This window comes from Amycolatopsis sp. WAC 01416, from assembly GCF_003947485.1.
Taxonomy (GTDB): domain Bacteria; phylum Actinomycetota; class Actinomycetes; order Mycobacteriales; family Pseudonocardiaceae; genus Amycolatopsis.
In genome coordinates this window covers 39528-55829 of sequence record NZ_QHHX01000017.1, presented here as the reverse complement: position 1 = coordinate 55829, position 16302 = coordinate 39528, and the positions used below count along the sequence as shown (strand labels likewise).

Annotated in this window: 14 protein-coding genes; 8 read left to right on the top strand and 6 right to left on the bottom strand. The window is 69.3% G+C overall.

Annotated features, from left to right (window positions below; translation table 11 throughout):
- Positions 1–35 precede the first annotated feature (35 nt).
- From DL990_RS39875 to DL990_RS39865, 3 genes are read left to right on the top strand one after another with little or no spacing between them, the layout of a single operon-like run.
- Complete coding sequence (locus DL990_RS39875) at positions 36–1700, top strand: amidohydrolase (RefSeq protein ID WP_125801766.1); 1665 nt, start codon at positions 36–38, stop codon at positions 1698–1700.
- A complete protein-coding gene (locus DL990_RS39870; protein ID WP_125801765.1) occupies positions 1697–1909 on the top strand; it encodes a DUF3311 domain-containing protein in 213 nt (70 codons plus the stop codon). Before DL990_RS39875 ends, DL990_RS39870 begins: the two co-directional genes overlap by 4 nt.
- Positions 1909–3348, top strand: coding sequence for a sodium:solute symporter (locus DL990_RS39865; protein WP_125801764.1), 1440 nt, complete (start codon positions 1909–1911; stop codon positions 3346–3348). Before DL990_RS39870 ends, DL990_RS39865 begins: the two co-directional genes overlap by 1 nt.
- A gap of 137 nt (positions 3349–3485) precedes the next feature.
- Here the strand turns inward: DL990_RS39865 and DL990_RS39860 are convergent, their stop codons facing one another.
- Positions 3486–4709 carry a polysaccharide pyruvyl transferase family protein gene (locus tag DL990_RS39860; RefSeq protein ID WP_125782929.1) on the bottom strand — a complete coding sequence of 408 codons (1224 nt, stop codon included), beginning with the start codon at positions 4707–4709 and terminating at the stop codon, positions 3486–3488.
- Positions 4706–5221 carry an OmpA family protein gene (locus DL990_RS39855; RefSeq protein ID WP_125782931.1) on the bottom strand — a complete coding sequence of 172 codons (516 nt, stop codon included), beginning with the start codon at positions 5219–5221 and terminating at the stop codon, positions 4706–4708. Before DL990_RS39855 ends, DL990_RS39860 begins: the two co-directional genes overlap by 4 nt.
- Before the next feature lie 416 nt (positions 5222–5637).
- On the opposite strand from DL990_RS39855, the gene DL990_RS42070 reads away from it, so the two are divergent.
- Positions 5638–5970: an antitoxin gene (locus DL990_RS42070; protein WP_233598742.1), complete on the top strand. Its 333-nt coding sequence runs from the start codon at positions 5638–5640 to the stop codon at positions 5968–5970.
- 13 nt (positions 5971–5983) lie between these two features.
- Here DL990_RS42070 and DL990_RS39845 read toward each other — a convergent pair whose 3' ends face one another.
- From DL990_RS39845 to DL990_RS39835, 3 genes are read right to left on the bottom strand one after another with little or no spacing between them, the layout of a single operon-like run.
- Positions 5984–7696, bottom strand: coding sequence for a cobalt chelatase (locus DL990_RS39845; protein WP_125801763.1), 1713 nt, complete (start codon positions 7694–7696; stop codon positions 5984–5986).
- A complete protein-coding gene (locus DL990_RS39840) occupies positions 7693–8625 on the bottom strand; it encodes an AAA family ATPase (RefSeq protein ID WP_125801762.1) in 933 nt (310 codons plus the stop codon). The genes DL990_RS39845 and DL990_RS39840 overlap by 4 nt, the downstream gene beginning before the upstream one ends.
- 9 nt (positions 8626–8634) lie before the next feature.
- On the bottom strand, positions 8635–9435 hold the full coding sequence (locus DL990_RS39835) for an IclR family transcriptional regulator (RefSeq protein WP_125782937.1): 801 nt from the start codon (positions 9433–9435) through the stop codon (positions 8635–8637).
- A gap of 143 nt (positions 9436–9578) precedes the next feature.
- Between DL990_RS39835 and xsc the strand changes: the two genes are divergently transcribed.
- The 3 genes from xsc to DL990_RS39815 all read left to right on the top strand — a co-directional run bounded on the left by xsc (position 9579) and on the right by DL990_RS39815 (position 14197).
- Positions 9579–11387 (top strand): sulfoacetaldehyde acetyltransferase, encoded by a 1809-nt coding sequence (xsc, locus tag DL990_RS39830; RefSeq protein WP_125801761.1) that lies wholly within the window; start codon positions 9579–9581, stop codon positions 11385–11387.
- A 385-nt stretch (positions 11388–11772) separates the two neighbouring features.
- Positions 11773–13137 carry an aspartate aminotransferase family protein gene (locus tag DL990_RS39820; protein ID WP_125782943.1) on the top strand — a complete coding sequence of 455 codons (1365 nt, stop codon included), beginning with the start codon at positions 11773–11775 and terminating at the stop codon, positions 13135–13137.
- A gap of 70 nt (positions 13138–13207) precedes the next feature.
- Positions 13208–14197, top strand: a complete 990-nt coding sequence (locus tag DL990_RS39815) for a phosphotransacetylase (protein WP_125801759.1) — start codon at positions 13208–13210, stop codon at positions 14195–14197.
- Here DL990_RS39815 and DL990_RS39810 read toward each other — a convergent pair.
- The gene (locus DL990_RS39810) at positions 14194–15189 is read right to left on the bottom strand and encodes a YeiH family protein (RefSeq protein ID WP_125801758.1); all 996 of its coding nucleotides are present in this window, start codon (positions 15187–15189) and stop codon (positions 14194–14196) included. The two genes, DL990_RS39815 and DL990_RS39810, sit on opposite strands and share 4 nt — an antisense overlap.
- A gap of 72 nt (positions 15190–15261) precedes the next feature.
- Here DL990_RS39810 and DL990_RS39805 point away from each other — a divergent pair, with 72 nt between their 5' ends.
- Positions 15262–16149 (top strand): LysR family transcriptional regulator, encoded by an 888-nt coding sequence (locus DL990_RS39805; protein ID WP_125801757.1) that lies wholly within the window; start codon positions 15262–15264, stop codon positions 16147–16149.
- Positions 16150–16302 lie beyond the last annotated feature (153 nt).

Below are 16302 nucleotides of genomic sequence, written 5' to 3'. Positions count from 1 at the left end.
CTTCGTGAGCCAGGACACGTCGCCAGGAGGTCCGTGTGGTGGAGTTCGTTCGAGAAGATCCCCGGGGTGCCGCCGATTTCGTCGCGCTCGGTGGCACCGTGCTCACCCTCGACCCGGCGGGGAGACGGGTCCGCGCGCTGGCCGCGAGCAGCGGGCGCGTCACCGCGCTGGGTTCCGAACGCGACGTGTCGAGGCTGATCGGGCCGGGAACCACCGTGCTCGATCTGGCCGAGCGCACGGTGATCCCCGGTTTCGTGGAGTCCCACAACCATCCGGCGTTCTTCGGGATGACGCTGGCCGCGCCGGTCGACGCCGGCAGCCCACCCAACGACACCATCGCCGACATCGTCGGCAGGGTCGCCCAGGCGGCCAAGGATCTCGGACCGGGGGAGTGGATCCGCGGTTTCCGGTATGACGACACGCTGCTCGCGGACGGCCGTCACCCGACGCGCGCGGACCTCGACCCCGTCTCCGGCCGCAATCCCGTGGTCCTGACCCACGTTTCGGGGCACTTCTGCACCGCGAACTCGCTCGCCCTGCGCGAAGTCGGGATCACCGCCGAGACACCGGATCCGCCCGGCGGGCTCATCGTGCGCGACGCCAGGGGCGAGCCGACCGGGGTGCTCGTCGAGACGGCGGCCTTCCTGGTCACGTCCCGGCTGCCCGGCCAGAGCGCCGGCGAACTCGCCGAAGCCCTGCTCCTGGCGGACGAGGAATACCTCGCCAACGGCGTGACGTCCGTGCACGACACCGGCATCGGGCTCATCGGCGGCGCCGCCGAGCTCGAGGCGTACGCGCTGCTGCGGCGGGCCGGAAAACTGCGTGTCCGGGTGCGTGGATACCTGTTCGACGGGCTGGTTCCCGGTCTGGACGAAGGCAGGCCGGACGCGCCGGACGACAGCGGCGCGGACGACAAGTTCGCGATGACGGGCGTGAAGATCGTCGCGGACGGGTCGATCCAGGGCAAGACCGGCTGTCTCGCGGAGGGCTACACCTGCGACCCGGACGAGCACGGCATGATGCTGCTCGAACCCGCCGACCTCGGCCACCGGATCGCCGCGCTCGACGCGGTGGGCTGGCAGGTCGCCGTGCACGGCAACGGAGACGCGGCGATCGACGCGATCATCGACGGCTACTCGCGGCTGGGCTCGCCACACGGAACCGGCAGGCGGCACCGGATCGAACACTGCCAGACGGTGCGCGAAGACCAGCTCGACCGGATGGCCGCCCACGACGTCCTCGCGTCGTTCTTCGTCAAACACGTCTACTACTGGGGCGACCGGCATCGTGACGTCTTCCTCGGGCCCGAACGGGCGCGCCGGATCAGCCCGCTGGTTTCGGCCCGCTCGCGGGGCATCCACTTCGGACTGCATTCGGACACGCCGGTGACCCCGGTGCCGCCGCTAGAAGGGATCTGGTGCGCCGTCCGCCGGATCACCAGGCAGGGCAAGGTGCTCGGCGCCGAGCAGGCGATCGACGTCGACGCCGCGTTGCGCGGCTACACGATCGACGCCGCGTACCTGGCGGGTGAGGAGGACATCAAGGGCAGCCTGGAGATCGGGAAGCTCGCCGATCTCGCGGTGCTGTCCGGCGACCCCACCACGATCGACCCCGACCGGATCCGCGAGCTGACCGTGGACGCCACCGTCAGCGGCGGCGAGGTCGTCTGGCGGCGCGAGACGACGGGAGCACGCCGATGATCCGGAGCTGGCCGAGTGTCCTTATAGGACTTTTCGCCCCCGCTTTCGCCCTGCTGGCCGGAATTCTCCTGCTGTCCGGATCGACGGCATCGGTGCTCGGTATCCCGGCGCTGTTCTTCTGGGTGTTCTGCTGCTGCCCGCTGACCACGCTGTGCCTGTGGATCAGCTGGCGTTTCTTCGACCGTGCCCACTACCCGGAGGACGACTGATGCTGATCGCGATCGTGGCGGTGGTGATGGCGGGTTCGATCGGGCTCGCGGTATGGGCCGGGCGGTCCAGTCGTGGCGGTGGGATCTCCGAGTTCCTCGTCGGCGGCCGGTCGTTCCCGGCGTGGCTCGTGTACTTCCTCGCGGTCGGCGAGGTGTACAGCATCGGGACGATGATCGGCTTCCCGAGCGGGATCTACGCGCACGGCGCGAGCTACGGGATCTGGTTCCTCGGCTACATCCTGCTCGCGTACTCACTGGGCTACTTCCTGGCCCCGCTGGTGTGGCGGGCGGCGAAACGGTACGACGCGATGACCGTGCCGGACGTGTTCGGACGGCATTTCGGCAGCAGGCGGCTCGAGCTGATCACCTGCGTCACGATGCTGATCGCGCTGATCCCGTGGGGGCAGTACCAGTTCATCGGTCTCCAGGTGGTGCTCAGCAATCTGGGACTGCGGCTGGATCCCCTGCAGTGCGTGGTGCTGGCGGGCATCGTGGCGTTCGTCTACATCGCCGTCTCCGGGGTGCGGTCACCCGCGTTCGTGTCGATCCTCAAGGACGTGTTCATGCTGGTCGGCGTGGTGCTCGTCGGGGTGGCGGTGGTACTCGCCGCCGGCGGCACCGCCAAGGTCAGCGGACCCGAGGTGCTCAGCGCGGCCCAGACCACCATGGGCGGTCCGGATCTGACGTTCGCGATGACGACGATCCTCTTCCAGAGCATCGTGTTCTACCTCGGATTCGGTGGCGCGTACGTGTTCCCGGCCCGTTCCGAACGCGCGGTGAAGAGCTCGACCGTATGGATGCCGATGTACATGCTGATCTACCCGTTCCTGGTGCTGGCCGCCTACTACGGCGTGCGCGCACATCCGGATCTGGACAACCCGAACACGGTGTTCATGGTGACCGCCAAGGGTTTGCTGCCCGACTGGCTGCTGGGCCTTGTCGCCGCCGGCGCCGCGCTGTCTGGCGTGCTCGTGCTCGCCGCGACCGCGCTCACCATCGGCGGGATGGTCTGCCGCAACCTCGCGCCGAACATCCCCGCCGCGGCGCAGCGCCGGTGGACCGTCGTCGCGGTGGCGAGTTTCCTGGTGCTGGCGGCGGTACTGACGCTCGTCGCCTCGACGTTGATGCTCACCATCCTGAACCTGACCTACAACCTGCTGGCGCAGGTCGTCCCCGGCTGGCTCGCGATCCTGTTCGTGCGCCGGGTGCGGACGGCCGCGGTCGCGGCGGGGATGGTCACCGGGGTGATCACCGCGATCGTCCTGTACGTCACCGGCGCGACGTTCGGTGGTGTCAACGCGGGTCTGGTTTCGCTCGGGCTGAACCTGGCAGTGGTGCTGATCTGGAGCCTGATGGCGCCGGATCAGGCGCGGACCCCGGTGGCACTTTCGGCCGAAAGCGCTCCGGCCGCCGAGACGGTGCCCTCCCTCAACCGGTGATGCGGCGTCCTGAAGGGTCCTTTTGAGACCTTCAACGTCTCAAAAGGACCCTTCAGGACATGCCACGTTCGCCTTACCCCTCAACAAAGCCACCTTTGCCACTCACGACCCCGGCGAGTGCCCGCCAAGCCCCGCGGCTAGCTCGACCGGGTCCGCCACGAGCGCAGGGTGAGGCGTCGCGGCGCGGGCTGAGCGGGCGCGGCCGCCTGGCGTCCGTACACCGCCTCCGCGACCGACAGTTTCAGGTCGCGGCACCGCCTGAGGACGTGGGGCGGGAACCCGGTCCCGGTCGGCCGGTCCGGTGTCCCGCCCGCCTCGGCGTCGAACGAGGTCCACCCGGAACCGAGGTCGATCAGGCTGCGGTGCTTGGTCGTGTAGTACCCGCGCGACACGCTGACCGCGAGACCGGTCGCTCCGGCGGCCGCGGCGGCGAGGTGCAGGTGGTAGCGGCTGGAGATCCAGGTCTGGCCGGGCGCCGACGGCAGCCCGGTGCGCCAGATGTCGCGGAACGGGTGGAACTCCGCACCGGCGATCTCGTGTTCCAGCAACGCCGGAACGGCACGGTCGATCCGGGGGATCCCTTCGACGATCGCGAGTTGTTCGGGATGGACCTCCCACGCCCGCAACAGACCCAGCACCTGGGCGGCCAGTGTGGACGGCTCGAAAGCGCCGATATCGGACTGGATGCACAGCACGAATTCGCGTGCCTGCGCGGAGGGCGTCGGCACGGGCGGATCGAGGAAGACGTCATCACACGTCCGGACGACTCCGGGGAGTAGTTCGGACGAAGGGTCGTCGCGCACGTCGACGACGTCGAAGCGGTCGGTGAGGGACCGGAGAAGGTCCACGGCACCGGGCGGGAACGGGGTCAGCCCCTGTCCGGTCATGGCCGTGCGGGCCCCCGAGCGCCGGGCGGCGGCCGCGGCGCCCGCGATCAGCCCGATATGCCGGGGCCACAGCGCGTTGAGGTAGCCGCCGCCGATCAGGTGGAGCACGTCGGTCCGGCCGAGCAGGTCGATGCCCGCGTCCCAGCGCGGCGCGAGCCCGGGGTCGTCGACCGCCGACTGCACCCAGCCCGCGACCTCCCACGGATCGTCCGACGGCGCCTCACCGCACAGCCGCCACAGGGTGTCCGTGCAACGCAGCCGCGGGTGCAGATCGTTCAGCAGCAGTTGCGCGGGGCCCGGCGAGTGGGTGTCGAGCCAGACGTCGGCCTCCGGATCCGTGCGAGCCAAGTAGCGCAGCCACGTCGCCGCGATCAGTTCGTCGCCGTAGTTGGGGAAACCGCTCGGGCCGATCAGATAGTGGCAAGCGCGGACGGGCGGATCGTTCCGCCCGTCCGCGCTTCCGTCGTGGGTCACTGTGCGACGGTGATCTGCGTGTTCAACGCCTGATCGCCCTGCGCCTTCTCGTTGCCGGTCGCTTCGGTCTTGACGCGATCCTTCGCCACGCCCGCTCCTTCGAGCGCGGCGGTGATCGCTTCCGCGCGCTTCTCGGAGAGAGCCTTGGACTTTTCCGCGTCGGGGTAACCGGCGTGGGTGGCGACGGTGATCTTGACGTCGTTGCCCTGCATGGCCTTGGCGATCTCGCCGAGTGCCGTTTTGCTCTTCTCGGACAGTTCGGCGCTTTCCGTGGTGAAGGTGATCGGTGACTGCTGCTGCGCCTGTTGGATCGCCGCTGTCACCTTCTGGGCCGCCTCCCCGCCCGCTTGCCCCGCGTCCCCGGTGCCCGCGCCCGAGGAAGCCGGGGCTCCGGCGCCGGGCGACGACGCGGCGGCCGCGCTTGAAGCGGTTCCATTCGCGCCAGATGCTCCATTCGCACCGTTCTCGCCCTCCGAGCCGCAAGCGGTCACCAGGCCGGCCACGATCGCCACACCCGTTACCGTCCGGACAATTGTCCTGCGCATGAAGTTCAAACTCCCTTGGCCGTCTCCGCTTTGGCTGACGTGACGGATACGAACACGAAAGGACTAAAAGCGCCAACCGTGATCGAGTGTGACTGACCTCTATCGTGCCGTGGTCATGATGTAGTAAATCGCGTCGACCAGGAGACCCCTTGTCCTGAGGGGCCCGGGGGCCGCATCCGCATGACCGCGATGGGACGGCAAGTCCACCCAAGTGAGCGACAACTGGTGCACGTCCGTGCCCTGGCCGGGGCTGTTTCCCTGACCGGAAAGGGGAACGCGCCGACTCACCCAACCGTCGCGTTCAAGTTGCCGCGCTGGGCGAATGGACTTTGATGGAGGTACGCGCCGGTCATCGGCGCATTCGAACCAGGTGAGGAGTTCTCGTGGGTATCGACTTCGAAGGAATGAAGGACAAGGTGAGCGGGGAGCACGTCGACAAGGCCGCCGATTTCGCGAAATCGCGATTCGGCGAACACTCCGACAAGATCGACTCGGCCGCTGACAAGGCGAAAGGCTTCCTCGGCGATTCCGGCGGCGAGCAGCAGAACGAAGAGCAGCAGCAGGGTGGCGGCTTCGGTAACGATGCCCCCGGCGGCCAGGCGGGTAATGAATACGAAGCCCCCGGCGGCCAGGCGGGCAATGAATACGGCGGCGATGAAGGACAGCGCGCCGAGTTCGGCGGGAACAGCGGTGAAGAGGGTGGCTACGGCCGCTGAACCCACCCACGGATCAGGGACGGGAACCGGCGACGTTCACCCCCGGGGAAAACAGCCCGAGAACGTCCCGGAACGGCGCGTACCCGGACGTCACCGAGGTGTCGAGAACCCGGGACCGGCGATAGAACGGGCTCAGGTCGAGCCCGACGCCGGCCCCGCGGATCTCGACGGTGTTTTCCTGTAGCAGCACCGTTTCCCGCAGATGCTCGTCCAGGTAGTGCGGATCGTTCGCCAGGCTCGTCGCGCTGTCCATGGGGCTGCCGTCGGAGAGGACGAGCAGGATCCGGCGCTCCTCCGCCCGCGCGCGCATCCGATCGCAGGCCCAGGCCACGGCCTCGCCGTCGATCCCTTCCCGGAACAGATCGGCTTTCAGCAGTGCCGCGAGATCGGGGCGCGCGCGGCGCCACGGGGTTTCGGCGTCCTTGAACACGACGTGAAGTCGTTCGTTGAGCCTGCCGGGATGCTGTGGCCGTCCCGCCCGGATCCACTCCCGCCTCGGCCTGCCGCCGTTCCAGGCGCCGGTGGTGAAGCCGAGGACTTCGCAGGCGGCACCGGCGAGTTCGAGCGAGCGCGCGAAGAGATCGACCAGTGCGGCGACGGGTTCCGCGTGCGCGGTCATCGAGCCCGAGCAGTCGATCAGGAACGTCACGAGTGTGTCCGCCACCGGTTCGACCCGCTCGGTGCGGAAGATGCGGCGCTCGGTGGGTGAGCTGATCAGCTGCGCCAGGGTGCGGCCGTCCAGGTGGCCTTCCTCCTGCCCGCCGTCCCAGCCGTCACGAGTGGGTACGGCGAGCACCGCCTTGAGGTCGCGCGCCAGCCGCCCCGGGCCGACGCCCTGCCTGCCGACGCGACGGTCGAGCCGTTCCCGGAGTTCGGTCAGCAGCGCGGGGCGCACCAGGTCCGACGCGCGCCGTTCACTGTCGTACGCGGTGGTGAAAACCCGGTACGTCGCACCGGATTCACCCAGGGTACGACTGGTTCCGGCGGTCGCGGACGGGATCTGATCGCCATGGCTCGCGTCGAAGTCGATCAAGAGGCTGAAGCGCGGGTCGGTGGGGTCGCCGTCGTCTTCGGCGCCCCGCTCGGTCGCGGTGAGCAGCCCGCCTGCCGTCCGGGCGATCGCCAGCGCGTGTTCGGCGAACGCCTTCTGATCGGTGCGGTGCCGTCGCAGCCCGGCGAGGTCGTGGCCCAGCCTCGGCGCCAGCGCGAATCGGGTCGCCTCGATCAGCTCCTCGGTCTCCTCGACCACGGGTTCTCCGGCGATCCGCGACCGGCAGATCTGCGCGACGGTGTACAGCAACAACCCGCGGGCGGTCTCGGTCAGCCCGGATCGGTGGAATTCGAGGGACCAGCGGAGGTGGCGAAGGCGGACGTTCCGCCGCATGCCCGGCAGCTCCGGGGGCGGGAGCGACTCGACGCGGAACTGTTCCAGCAGCTCGAAAATCCCGCGTTCGGCCGGACCCGGCGGACACAGGCTCCGATGCAGGGCGGCGTCCGAGGTGGTCAGGCGCAACGCCATCCCGTCCGCGATCCCGCGTGAGGACACCAGGTCGTCGTCGGCGGAGTGACGCAGATGCGGCGCGTGCAACGGCAGCGGTTCGCGTCCCCGATGCAGCCGCCGCGCCCGGAAATGCAGCGCCGGGTCGCCGGTGAGTGCCCGGACCGCGGCCGCGCACAGCTCCTCGACCTGGTGGCGGCGCCGGGTTTCCGTCTGCCCGGCCGTCATGCCGAGAGCAGCTGGAGCTCGTCGTCGAAGCAGCGCTGGAAGTACTCCGCCACGAGCGCGCGCTCGGCTTCGTCGCATTTGTTCACGAAGGACAGCCGGAACGCCGTCGCCGGATCGCCGAAGATCTCGATGTTCTCCGCCCAGGTGATCACCGTGCGCGGGGACATCAGCGTGGACAGGTCACCGGCCTGAAAACCCTTGCGGGTCAAGGCGGCCACCGCGACCAGTGACGCCGCCAGCGTTTCCGGGATGCTCGGGACCCTGGCCCGCACGATCGCGATCTCCTCGGCGGCGGGCAGGTAGTTCAGCGACGCGACGATGTTCCAGCGGTCGATCTGCGCGTGGTTCAACCGCTGCGCGCCGTGGTAGAGCCCGTTGAGGTTGCCGAGCCCGACCGTGTTGGCGGTGGCGAACAACCGGAAGGACGGATGTGGCCGCAGGACACGGTTCTGGTCGGTGAGGGTGAACTTGCCGTCGCGTTCGAGGACCCGCTGGAGCACGAACATGACGTCCGGACGACCGGCGTCGTACTCGTCGAGCACCAGCGCGACCGGCCGCTGCAGCGCCCACGGGAGGATGCCCTCCTGGAACTCGGTGACCTGCTTGCCCTCGCGCAGCACGACGGCGTCGCGGCCGACGAGGTCGAGGCGGTTGAGGTGACCGTCCAGGTTGACCCGCACACACGGCCAGTTGAGCCGGGCCGCGACCTGTTCGATGTGGGTCGACTTCCCGGTGCCGTGCAGTCCCTGCACCAGCACGCGGCGGTCGCGGGTGAACCCGGCGAGCAGGGCCAGCGTCACGTCCGGGTTGAAGCGGTACGCCTCGTCGATCTCGGGAACGTGCTCGCCGCGTTCGCGGAACGCGCCGACGACGAGATCCGAATCGATGCCGAAGAGGTTGCGCACCGGGAGCCGAAGCTCGGGGACCATGAGAACTCCTTACGACGGAACACTTTCCGGTTCGGACGCGCCCTCGGCGTCGACGCGGCTGATCGCCTCGGCCGCACGCTGCAGCGCCGGGAGCGTCTGGAGCGCCTTGTCCGGAGTCAGCCGCATGACCGGCGCCTGCACCGCGACGCAGAGGTTGGCGCGGCCCGGGACGAGCACCGCGACGCACACCAGGCCGGGCAGGAACTCCTCGTCGTCGAGCGCGAAGCCGTCGCGACGGATGCGGGCGAACTCTGCCTCGAGCGTGTCGAGGTCGGTGATGGTCTTGTTCGTGTACTGCTTGAGCGGCGCGTGCGCGAGGAGTTTGCGCCGCTGCGACGGGCTCATCTGCGCGAGGATCATCTTGCCACTGGCCGAACAGTGGATCGGCACGCGTGAGCCGGGCCGGAGGTAGAACCGCAGCGGTTCCGGCGTCTCCACCCGGTCGAGGTACACGATCTCGTTGCCCGACAACGTGGTCACGTTGCAGCTCTCGCCGAGTTCGTCGACGAGGTGGCGCAGGACGGCGTGCCGGGCGCCGTGGTGGGTCGCGTTGAGGAGCAGGTTCTCCGCGAGCCGTCGCAGCCGGTGGCCGGTGCCGTAATGGCGACCGTCGGCCTGGCGGACCAGCAGACCCGCGCCTTCGAGTTGCTGCAGCATGCGGTGCAGGGTCGGTTTCGGCAGTCCGGTCTCCTCGACGAGGCCCTGCAGGGAGACCAGCTGATCCTTGGCGGCGATCAGCTCGAGCAGGGAGAACAGCCGCATGGTCGGCGTGTCCCCGTTGATCGGATCGGGTTCGCGAAGCAGCTCCATGTTCCGAAAAGTAGCACATGGCGTCTCGGTTTTCAGAATTTGACGTTGACGCTCGTCGATACTCGACCTATCGTCGGTCGCATCCTGATTTCAGGAACGCCACGTATCGTTTTTTGTAAATCTGCCTGTCGAAGGAGCGGAACATGACGGAACGGAAGACGGGTGACGGCCGCGTGGTCGTCAGCGGCCGGAAGAAGATGACCCCGTCCGAGGCCTTCGTCGAGACGCTCGTGGCCAACGGCGTCACCGACATCTTCGGCATCATGGGTTCCGCGTTCATGGACGCGATGGACATCTTCGCGCCGGCGGGCATCCGGCTGGTACCGGTCGTGCACGAACAGGGCGCCGGGCACATGGCCGACGGCTACGCCAGGGTGAGCGGCAGGCACGGCGTCGTCATCGGGCAGAACGGCCCCGGCATCAGCAACTGCGTCACCGCGATCGCGGCCGCCTACTGGGCGCACAGCCCGGTCGTCATCGTGACGCCGGAGGCGGGCACGATGGGTACCGGTCTCGGCGGCTTCCAGGAGGCCAACCAGCTGCCGATGTTCCAGGAGTTCACCAAGTACCAGGGGCACGTCAACAACCCGAAGCGGATGGCGGAGTACACCGGCCGCTGCTTCGACCGGGCCCACTCCGAGCTCGGTCCGACACAGCTCAACATCCCTCGCGACTTCTTCTACGGCGAGATCGAGGCCGAGATCCCGGAACCCGCCAGGCTCGACCGCGGTCCCGGCGGAGAGCGAAGCCTCGACGAGGCCGCCGCGCTGCTGGCCACGGCGGAGTTCCCGGTGATCATCTCCGGCGGCGGCGTCGTGATGGCCGACGGTGTCGAGGAGTGCAAGGCCCTCGCCGAACGCCTCGGCGCTCCCGTGGTGAACAGCTACCTGCACAACGACTCGTTCCCGGCGAGCCACCCGCAATGGTGCGGGCCGCTGGGCTACCAGGGTTCCAAGGCCGCGATGAAGCTGATCTCGCAGGCGGACGTCGTGATCGCGCTCGGCTCGCGGCTCGGGCCGTTCGGCACGCTGCCGCAGCACGGTATGGACTACTGGCCCAAGGACGCGAAGATCATCCAGATCGACGCGGACCACAAGATGCTCGGCCTGGTCAAGAAGATCACCGTCGGCATCTGCGGCGACGCCAAGGACGCGGCGGTCGCGCTGACCAAGCGCCTGTCGGACCGGACGCTGGCCTGTGACTCCACAAAGGACGCCCGCGCGGCGAAGATCAAGGCGGAGAAGGACGCGTGGGAGGCCGAACTCGACGCCTGGACCCACGAGACCGACCCGTTCAGCCTTGACATGATCGCGGAGCAGGAGACCGAGGAGGGCAACTGGCTGCACCCGCGGGAAGTGTTGCGGGAACTGGAGAAGGCGATGCCGCCGCGGGTGATGGTGTCGACCGACATCGGCAACATCAACTCGGTCGCGAACAGCTATCTGCGGTTCGAGGAGCCGCGCAGCTTCTTCGCCCCGATGAGCTTCGGCAACTGCGGGTACGCGCTGCCGACCATCATCGGCGCCAAGGCCGCCGCCCCCGACCGGCCCGCGATCTCCTATGCCGGTGACGGCGCATGGGGGATGAGCATGGGCGAGATCATGACCGCGGTCCGCCACGACATCCCGGTCACCGCCGTGGTGTTCCACAACCGGCAATGGGGCGCGGAGAAGAAGAACCAGGTCGACTTCTACAACCGCCGGTTCGTCGCGGGCGAGCTGGAAAGCGAGAGCTTCGCGGGCATCGCGAAGGCGATGGGCGCGGAAGGCATCGTCGTGGAGAAGCTCGACGAGGTGGGCCCCGCCCTGCAGCGCGCCGTCGACGCGCAGATGAACGAGGGCAAGACCACCGTCATCGAGATCATGTGCACCCGCGAACTCGGCGACCCGTTCCGCCGGGACGCGCTGTCCAAGCCCGTGCGCTTCCTGGAGAAGTACAAGGACTACGTGTAGGTCTCGTTCCGCGCGTGAAGGCCCCCTTCCCTCGGCTCAGTCGAGGGAAGGGGGCCTTCACGCGCGTTGCGGGGGGAGACGCTGCCGCGGTGTGGCGCGTTGCGAAAGCCACTTTCGCAACCTTCAGCGTTGCGAAAGTGGCTTTCGCAACGCCTGGGACCCGGGGGTGGCCGACGAGGGGGAGAGTGCGGCGCCGCTGCGGCCGCGCGACATCGGTGTCGGCAGGGCGGTCGGCAAGGGGCGAGCGCGGCGCCAGTGCGACATGAGCAACCGTCCCGACAGGTGACCAACTGGACCCATCGAACGCCGCCGCTCTGGTGCTGGGCCGGTGCCAGCAGGGTTGCGAAAGTCAAAGCACAGACTCGTGTCTCGAAGGAGGTCTCCGGTGGACGTCACCCAGCTGCGAGCGCAGGCCCGCAGGCATCTCGGCCCGCACTTCACCCGCAAGGACACCTGGGCCTCGGATTTCCCGGTGTTCGTACGCGGCGAGGGAAGCTACCTGATCGACACCGAGGGACGTCGCCACCTCGACGGTCTCGCCGGGCTCTTCTGCGTCAACATGGGTCACGGGCGGGCCGACATCGCCAAGGCCGCCGCCGACCAGGTCGGCACGCTGGCCTACGCGAGCAACTGGGGTTCGGCGCACACCCCCGCGATCGAGGCGGCCACGCTGCTGGCCGAACTCGCGCCGGGCGACCTCGGGACGACGTTCTTCGTCAACTCCGGCTCGGAGGCGGTCGAAACCGCGTTGAAGTTCGCCCGGCAGTATCACCGTAGCCAGGGGCGGCCCGAGCGGACGAAGATCATCAGCCGTGACATGGCCTACCACGGCACGACCATCGGCGCCCTCTCGGTGACCGGGCTCGCGAAGATCAAAGAGCCGTTCGGCCCGCTCATGCCCGGTGTCCGGCATGTGCCGAACACGTTGGGGCTGCTGGGTGACTGCGGTCCGGCGGCCGAATTGGACTGTGTCACGGCGATCGAGCAGGTCATCCTGGAGGAAGGGCCGGAGACCATCGCGGCGCTGTTCGCCGAGCCGGTGCAGAACGGCCGTGGCGCCCTGGTCCCGCCGAAGGGGTACTGGCCCGCTTTGCGCGCGCTGTGCGACAAGTACGGCATCCTGCTCGTGTCGGACGAGGTCATCTGCTCGTTCGGCAGGCTGGGGCACTGGTTCGGGCACGGTCTCACCGGGGTCGTGCCGGACTTGATCACCTTCGCCAAGGGTTCGACGTCGGGGTACGCGCCGCTCGGCGGGGTGATCGTGCGGGAGAAGCTGGTCACCGAGCTGTACGACTCGCCGAAGGGCGGGGTCTTCACCCACGGCGCCACCTGGGGTGGGCACCCGGTCGCGACCGCCGTCGCCGTCGCGAACCTCACCGCGATGCGGGACGAGAAGGTGCTCGACAACGTGCTCGCCGAGGGCCCGGAACTGTTCGCCGCGCTGAACTCGCTGAAGTCGGCGCACCGGTGCGTCAAGGATGTCCGCGGGACCGGGTTCTTCTACGCCATCGAGCTGATGGCCGATCGCGACAGCGGTCGTGCGCTCACCGAGGCCGAATCGCTGAAGGTGCTCCGCGAGGTGCTCCCGGAGGCGTTCCGCCGCACGGGCGTCATCCTCCGCGGCGACGATCGCGGCGCGACGATGCTGATGATCTCGCCACCGCTCGTCGCCGATCGCGAGGTGTTGACCGAGCTGCTTCACGGCGTCGACGCGATGCTCAACGACGTCGAAAAGGCCATCCAGCCCTGAACCATTCCTTTCCGCCCGGTGGGGGTCGCCGTCTTCCGGCGGCCCCCGCTTCGTATGTGGAGGTACTTCGATGAGCCTGAGCACCGAGGCCACGCCGGACGCGACGCTCGGCAGATGGCGGAAGGCGTTGCGCGGCAGGAATCTCCGTGTCGCCCTGCCGGACGGCGGCGACGCTCGCGCCGTCCGTGCCGCGTTGGCCCTCCGCGCGGAGGGTGTCGTGCGGCCGCTCCTGTTCGGCGTCGGGCCGCGTCTCCGTGCCGCCGGCGTCCCGGAAGACGTGATCATGGACGTCGCGGACGCCCTTGCCGACGGCCGGACCACGGATGCGTTGACGGCGGGATTCACCAGTCGCCCGGAAAAGCTCGCCGCCGCCCGGCGTGATCCGGTGTTCGTGGCGGCCGCCGCCTTGCGGGCGGGCCGGGTGGACGCCTGTGTCGCCGGGGCGACCCGGCCGACCGCCGACGTGTTGCGCGCGGGATTGCGGGTCGTTGGCCTGGCACCGGGAGTGTCCACTTTGAGCAGTTGCTTCCTGTTGCTGCTCCCGGACGGGCGGCGGCTGACCTTTTCGGACTGCGCGGTGGTGCCAGAGCCGGGGGCCGCGCAGCTGGCGGACATCGCTCTCGCCGCCGCGGCCACCCACCGCGGTCTCACGGGCGAGGATCCCGCGGTCGCGATGTTGTCGTTCAGCACGCAGGGGAGTGCTGCCCACCAGCGTGTCGAGGTCGTTCGCGAGGCGACTTCCCTGGTGCGGCACCGGGAACCCGGCCTCCCCGTGGACGGCGAGTTGCAGTTCGACGCCGCGACCGGCGCGTCCATCGCGGCGGCGAAGGCGCCCGGATCCGCGGTCGCCGGACGCGCGAACGTTCTGGTGTTCCCGAATCTGGACGCCGGCAACATCGGCTACAAGATCGCCGAACGGCTCGGGGGCGCCGTCGCGCTCGGCCCGATCCTCCAGGGCCTCGCGGCCCCGCTCAACGATCTTTCCCGCGGCTGCTCGGCCTCCGACATCGAGACGCTCGCGCTCCTGACCGCCGCTCAGGCCCTGGACGTTCCGTGCTAACCGAGCAGCGCCAGTGCGACGTAGGCGATGGTGCCGACCAGCAGCGTGGAGAGCAGGCCGAGCAGCAGCGCCCGGCCACCGGTGCGGACCAGGGTGCCGATCCGGACCGCGCAACCGAGTCCGAAAAGCGCTCCCGCCAGCAGCAGCGTGCAGACCACCTTGGCGACGTCGAGCGCCACGCCGGGCAGGATCCCGGTGCTCCGCACCACGACCATCGCCAGGAAACCGAGGACGAACAGCGGGACCAGCGGGGTGCGCTTCCCGGCCGCGGACGGGCGGCGACGGCGTTCGTGCACGCTGACCGCGGCGACCATGGGAGCCAGCAGGACGACGCGGCTCAGCTTCACCACCACGGCGACCGCGACGGCGGCGGTCCCGGCGGGGGTGGCGGCCGCGACCACCTGGGCGACCTCGTGCACGCTCAGTCCGGCCCAGCCGCCGATGCGCAGCGCGTCCATCCCGAGCCGGCCGCCGACGAGCGGGACGGCCGCGATCGCCAGTCCGCCGTAGAAGGTGACCAGTGCGACGGCGGTCGCGACGTCGGAGTCTTCGCGTTCGACGACTCCTTCCATCGCCGCGATGGCCGACGCGCCGCAGATCGAGAACCCGGTCGCGACCAGCATCGCCAGGCCACGCGGCACACCGATCAGCCTGCCGAGGCCGATCGTGCCGAGGAACGTGAGGCCGACCGTCAGCACGACCGCGAGCAGCGTGCCGGGGCCGAGGGAGAGCACCGCCGGGAGCGCGAGTTGAAGGCCGAGCAGGACGACACCGGCGCGCAGCAGCTTCTTGGTCACCTTCGCGATCGCCTGCCGGGTGCCGTCCGAGAGCACCGGGAGCGAGCCGGCGAGCACCCCGAGTACGACCGCGAGGGTGAGCGCGCTGAGCACGGGGACGGCGGTGCTCAGCAGGTACGCGACAGCCACCCCGAGGGCGGTGACGGCCAGACCGGTCAGATGCGGCTTCGTTCGCCGCGCGGACATGGTGCTCATGGTGACGAGCGTCGTCCGGTGACGGCCGCGTCGGTAGCCGGGAGAACACCGGGTAGGTCATGCAGTTTGGCTATGACCGCACCGGAACTGGACGCCTTGCGCCTGCTCGTGCTCGTCGACGAACTGGGCAGCATCGGGCAGGCCGCGGCCACCCTCGGGATCGCGCAGCCGTCGGCGAGCAACCGACTGTCCTCAGTGGAACGACGGCTCGGGCTGGTGCTGGTCGACCGGACCCGCCGCGGTTCCGCGCTCACCCCGGACGGCCGTGTGATCGCCGGCTGGGCGTACCGCGTGCTCGCCGAACTCGGCGGATCGCTCGACGGTGCCGAGGCCCTGCGGACCCGGCACGCGGGCGCACTCCGCGTCGCGGCCAGCATGACTCTGGCCGAGCACTTGGTCCCTGGCTGGATCGGCGAGCTCAACCGCGCGAACCCTCGCCTGCACCTCGGTCTCGAGGTCACGAATTCGGACCAGGTCGCCGAACTGGCGCGTGCGGGCAAGGTCGACATCGGCTTCGTCGAGTCGCCACGGACACCGGCCGGGCTGGCGTCACGGCAGGTCGCCGTGGACCATCTCGTGGTGGTCGTCCCCGGCGCGCATCCCTGGGCACGGAAACGCCGTCCGCTGACGCCGTCGGAACTGGCGCAAACGCCGCTCGTGGTGCGGGAACACGGCTCCGGAACCAGGGAGACCGTCGACGCCGCGTTGCGCAAGGCCGGGGTGGGGCCGGTGAAACCGTTGCTGGAACTGGGTTCCGCGTCCGCCGTCCGCAACGCGGTTGTCGCGGGCGCCGGCCCCGCGGTGATCAGCGCGCTGGACGTCACGGACCGCGAACTCGTGCCCGTCGCGGTGGAGGGCGTCGACTTCTCCCGGGTGCTGCGCGCGGTGTGGCCCGAAGGACGGCGTCTCACCGGACCGGCGGCGGAACTGCTGGCCTTGGCGGTGCGCCGACCGTCCTGAGTGGTATCTGGACCCCTTTCCCACATCGTAACTGGCACTCGCAAAGGGCCGGACTTGTTCCTACGGTGACCGGAACCACAATGGAGCTCCCAGCGCGACCGCTCCGGCGGTGCGTGCGAGAAGGAGGAGACGTGACTTCAGCGTCGGACCCGG

What these genes read in the sequence shown, in the direction of transcription:
- DL990_RS39810 (WP_125801758.1), bottom strand. Translation starts at nt 15,189, where the DNA reads ATGAGCACCATGTCCGCGCGGCGAACGAAGCCGCATCTGACCGGTCTG.
- DL990_RS39840 (WP_125801762.1), bottom strand. Translation starts at nt 8,625, where the DNA reads ATGGTCCCCGAGCTTCGGCTCCCGGTGCGCAACCTCTTCGGCATCGAT.
- DL990_RS39845 (WP_125801763.1), bottom strand. Translation starts at nt 7,696, where the DNA reads ATGACGGCCGGGCAGACGGAAACCCGGCGCCGCCACCAGGTCGAGGAG.
- DL990_RS39870 (WP_125801765.1), top strand. Translation starts at nt 1,697, where the DNA reads ATGATCCGGAGCTGGCCGAGTGTCCTTATAGGACTTTTCGCCCCCGCT.
- DL990_RS39815 (WP_125801759.1), top strand. Translation starts at nt 13,208, where the DNA reads ATGAGCCTGAGCACCGAGGCCACGCCGGACGCGACGCTCGGCAGATGG.
- xsc (WP_125801761.1), top strand. Translation starts at nt 9,579, where the DNA reads ATGACGGAACGGAAGACGGGTGACGGCCGCGTGGTCGTCAGCGGCCGG.
- DL990_RS39865 (WP_125801764.1), top strand. Translation starts at nt 1,909, where the DNA reads ATGCTGATCGCGATCGTGGCGGTGGTGATGGCGGGTTCGATCGGGCTC.
- DL990_RS39805 (WP_125801757.1), top strand. Translation starts at nt 15,262, where the DNA reads ATGACCGCACCGGAACTGGACGCCTTGCGCCTGCTCGTGCTCGTCGAC.
- DL990_RS39835 (WP_125782937.1), bottom strand. Translation starts at nt 9,435, where the DNA reads ATGGAGCTGCTTCGCGAACCCGATCCGATCAACGGGGACACGCCGACC.